The organism is Herminiimonas sp., assembly GCF_030645555.1.
Taxonomy (GTDB): Bacteria; Pseudomonadota; Gammaproteobacteria; order Burkholderiales; family Burkholderiaceae_D; genus Oxalicibacterium.
Map to the genome: position 1 here is coordinate 1 of NZ_JAUSME010000306.1, position 3,962 is coordinate 3,962.

Below are 3,962 nucleotides of genomic sequence, written 5' to 3' on the forward strand. Positions count from 1 at the left end.
TTCGGAATGCAGCGCAGGTAGGAGATGTCATAGTTGCCGGCATGGGTGGCGCCGTCGGCACCGACCAGGCCGGCTCTATCCAGCGCGAATGTCACATCCAGATTCTGCAAGGCGACATCGTGTATCAATTGATCGTAACCGCGCTGCAGGAAGGTCGAGTAAATCGCCACCACAGGCTTCAAGCCTTCGCATGCCATGCCGGCGGCAAACGTCACCGCATGTTGCTCGGCAATGCCGACGTCGTAGTAACGCTCGGGAAAACGACGCTCGAACTCGACCATGCCGGAACCTTCGCGCATGGCGGGCGTGATGCCGATCAAGCGCTGGTCGGCGGCGCCCATATCGCACAGCCAGTCACCGAACACGCTGGTGTAAGTGACTTTAGGCGCAGCAGCAGGCTTGATGCCTTCAGCCGGATTGAACTTGCCGGGACCGTGATACAGCACCGGGTCGGCTTCCGCCAGCTTGTAGCCCTGACCTTTCTTGGTTACCACGTGCAGGAATTGCGGACCCTTCAAATGCTTCAGGTTTTGCAGCGTAGGTATCAGCGAATCGAGGTCATGACCATCGATGGGACCGATGTAGTTGAAGCCGAATTCCTCGAACATCGTGGCCGGCACTATCATGCCTTTTGCATGTTCTTCAAAGCGTTTTGCCAGTTCGCGCACTGGCGCCGGCAACACGCTCTTGCCTACATTTTTCGCCGCGGCGTAAAACTGGCCAGACATCAGGCGCGCCAGATAGCGGTTCAATGCGCCTACCGGTGGCGAGATCGACATGTCGTTATCGTTGAGCACCACCAGGAAATTGATGTCGTCGTAAATACCGGCATTGTTCATTGCCTCGAACACCATGCCGGCCGTCATTGCACCGTCGCCGATGACGGCAATTGCATGCCGGTTTTCGCCCTTGGTTTTGGCGGCCAGCGCCATGCCGAGCGCGGCAGAAATCGAGGTCGATGAATGGGCTGTGCCGAAGGTGTCGTAAACACTTTCATCGCGCCGTGGAAAGCCCGAGATGCCATCGCGCTGGCGCAAGCTGTGCATCTGCTCGCGACGTCCGGTCAAAATCTTGTGCGGATAAGTCTGATGACCCACATCCCAGACGATGCGATCTTCCGGTGTGTTGAACACGTGATGCAATGCGATCGTCAGTTCCACCGTGCCCAGGTTGGACGACAGGTGACCGCCGGTTTGCGCTACGGATTCAATCACAAACGCGCGCAACTCATCGGCCAGCTGATTTAACTGCGGGCGCGAGAGATGCCGAATGTCGGCCGGGTCATTGATGGTTTCAAGCAAATTCATACTAAGCCTTCCGCTGCACGATCAGATCTGCGAGTTCTCGCAAGCGCCGTGCTTTATCTCCAAACTGCTCCAGCGCACGATGAGCATCCGTGCGCAATTTTTCTGCCAGTGCCTGCGATTGTTGCAGGCCCAGTATCGATACATAGGTCGGCTTGTTGTCCGCCGCATCCTTGCCGGCTGTCTTGCCCAGCGTCGCCGAATCTGCCGTCGCATCCAGCACGTCATCGACTACCTGAAACGCCAGGCCGACTGCAAGCGCATAGGCATCCAGCGCCGTCATTTCCTGCTCGGACAGGGACTTTCCCGCGAGGGCGCCAAGCAAAACCGAGGCGCGCAACAAGGCACCTGTTTTCAGTTGGTGCATCTGTTCCAGCTCGGCCAGCGACAGGCTCAAACCCACGCTGGCCAGATCGATAGCCTGGCCACCGCACATGCCAAGCGAGCCCGATGCACGGGCCAAGAGGCGCACCATAGCCAACTGACGCGCCGGCTCGAGTCCACCTTGCGCCAAGACTTCAAACGCCTGCGCCTGCAAGGCATCGCCCACCAGCAGCGCGCATGCCTCATCGTATTTCACATGCACGGTCGGCTTGCCACGACGCAGCGCATCGTCATCCATGCACGGCATATCGTCATGCACCAGCGAATACGCATGGATCATTTCTATCGCAGCGGCGGCGCGCGCCAGCTCGACTGCATCGGCATCAAACAAGGCGCCCGCCGCGTGCACCAGCAACGGCCGCACACGCTTGCCGCCATCCAGCACTGCATACTGCATCGCTTCATGCAAGCGCGCAGGGGCCTGTGCCGCCGGCGGCAAATACCGCAACAGTGCAGACTCCATCTCAGCCTGAATTGCTTTCATCCAGCCTTCAAACGATAGACCTGTCGTCATTCATCCGCCTCGGCAGATTGCGTTGATTCAGCATTGAATGGCTTGAGCATGTCGCCTTCCAGCACCTTGACTTGATGATCGACTTTTTCAAGTTGCGCAGCGCAATACTTCACCAGTTCGGAGCCGCGCTTGTAGGCGGCCACCGAAGCTTCCAGCGGCAGCTCGCCCGCTTCCATACGCGCGACCAACTGCTCAAGTTCGGCCATTGCTTCTTCAAACGAAGCAGGCAGCGCGACAGAGGGTAGTTTTTTTGACATAAGGGCTGAAAAAAGGTTTAACCCGTCATTTTAGAGCAATCCACCAGACGCGGTGGATAAACGCTGTTTATACGGGCACTTCCCGCGATGAATATCCAGAGTTGCGGTGCAAAACATTTTCTTTTTGCCAATTATCCTCGGCTGTGCACCAAAAACCCGGCACGGCTTATCCGGCGTTTGGAGTCTAGGGTATAATCTTCGGTTCTGTCCAAAATTGCCTCTTTATCTCGTTTGATCTAAGGTTTTTGCGGATTCTTTCCTCTTGGGTTGGTGCAAATTAATTTGGGGGTGGGGATGTCCGATCTGGCTAATCTCGCCAAACTCGCGCGCTCTGATGCGCAGCTTCCAGTCAACGTCTATTTTGACGAATCGCTGTTGAAGCAGGAAATCCAGCAATTATTCCGTCAGGGACCGCGTTATGCGGGCCATGAATTGATGGTGCCGAATGCCGGCGATTTTGCCACGCTCGCGTGGGAAAACGAAGGCCGCATGCTGGTACGCAATCAACACGGCATAGAGTTGCTGTCCAACGTCTGCCGTCATCGCCAGGCGAAAATGTTCAATGGCCGCGGCCATGCGAATAACATCGTCTGCCCGCTGCATCGCTGGACTTACGATCTCAAGGGTGAATTGATAGGCGCGCCGCATTTCGGCGAAACGCCGTGCCTGAACCTGTCGAATACACCGCTGCAAAACTGGAACGGCTTGCTGTTCGAACGCAATGGCGTCGATGTCGCAAAAATTCTCGGCCAGCTGGGCGTGACCAAGGATCTCGATTTCAGCGGCTACATGCTGGACCATATCGAAGTGCATGAGTGCGACTACAACTGGAAAAGCTTCATCGAAGTCTATCTGGAGGATTACCACGTCGAGCCCTTCCACCCCGGCCTCGGCAGCTTCGTCAGTTGCGACGACTTGAAGTGGGAATTCGGCGACCAGTACAGCGTGCAAACCGTAGGCGTGCATCACGCGCTGGCAAAATCCGGCTCGCCGAAATACCAGAAGTGGCAGGAACAGATACTGCAGTTCCGCAATGGAGAAGCGCCGCCATACGGCGCGATCTGGCTGACGCTGTATCCGAACATCATGGTCGAGTGGTATCCGCATGTGCTGGTGGTCTCGACCGTATGGCCGGACGGCCCGCAGAAAACCCGCAACGTGGTCGAGTTTTACTATCCGGAAGAAATCGTCCTGTTCGAACGCGAATTTGTCGCCGCCGAACGCGCTGCCTACATGGAAACCTGCGAGGAAGACGATGAAATCGCCTTGCGCATGGATGCCGGCCGCAAGATCCTGCTCGATCGCGGCGAAAATGAAGTCGGACCGTATCAATCGCCGATGGAAGATGGCATGCAGCACTTCCATGAATGGTATCGCCGCCAGCTCGACGTTTAACAATCATCCGGTCGAGACAGGCGCAGCCGATGCGCCTGTCTCGACCGGGAAGCATTTGCAATCCACTGCATCAACCCGCCTCACTTTCCTAGCCTCATGCAATCACTC

General features: G+C 56.8%; 4 protein-coding genes. 1 reads left to right on the forward strand and 3 read right to left on the reverse strand.

Translation table 11 applies throughout. The annotated features are described in order from the left end of the window. The 3 genes from dxs to Q7T06_RS11550 form a co-directional block, all read right to left on the reverse strand. Positions 1–1,307: 1-deoxy-D-xylulose-5-phosphate synthase (gene dxs / locus Q7T06_RS11540; protein ID WP_304784792.1), on the reverse strand; the 1,307-nt coding region annotated here is incomplete at its 3' end. 1 nt (position 1,308) lies between these two features. Further along, entirely contained in the window at positions 1,309–2,202 is an 894-nt protein-coding gene (locus tag Q7T06_RS11545) for a polyprenyl synthetase family protein (protein ID WP_304784795.1), read from the reverse strand. Continuing rightward, positions 2,199–2,459 (reverse strand): exodeoxyribonuclease VII small subunit, encoded by a 261-nt coding sequence (locus tag Q7T06_RS11550; protein ID WP_304784797.1) that lies wholly within the window; start codon positions 2,457–2,459, stop codon positions 2,199–2,201. The genes Q7T06_RS11545 and Q7T06_RS11550 overlap by 4 nt, the downstream gene beginning before the upstream one ends. Positions 2,460–2,753: 294 nt before the next feature. On the opposite strand from Q7T06_RS11550, the gene Q7T06_RS11555 reads away from it, so the two are divergent. Then, positions 2,754–3,854, forward strand: coding sequence for an aromatic ring-hydroxylating dioxygenase subunit alpha (locus Q7T06_RS11555; protein ID WP_304784798.1), 1,101 nt, complete (start codon positions 2,754–2,756; stop codon positions 3,852–3,854). The last annotated feature ends 108 nt before the right edge of the window (positions 3,855–3,962 follow it).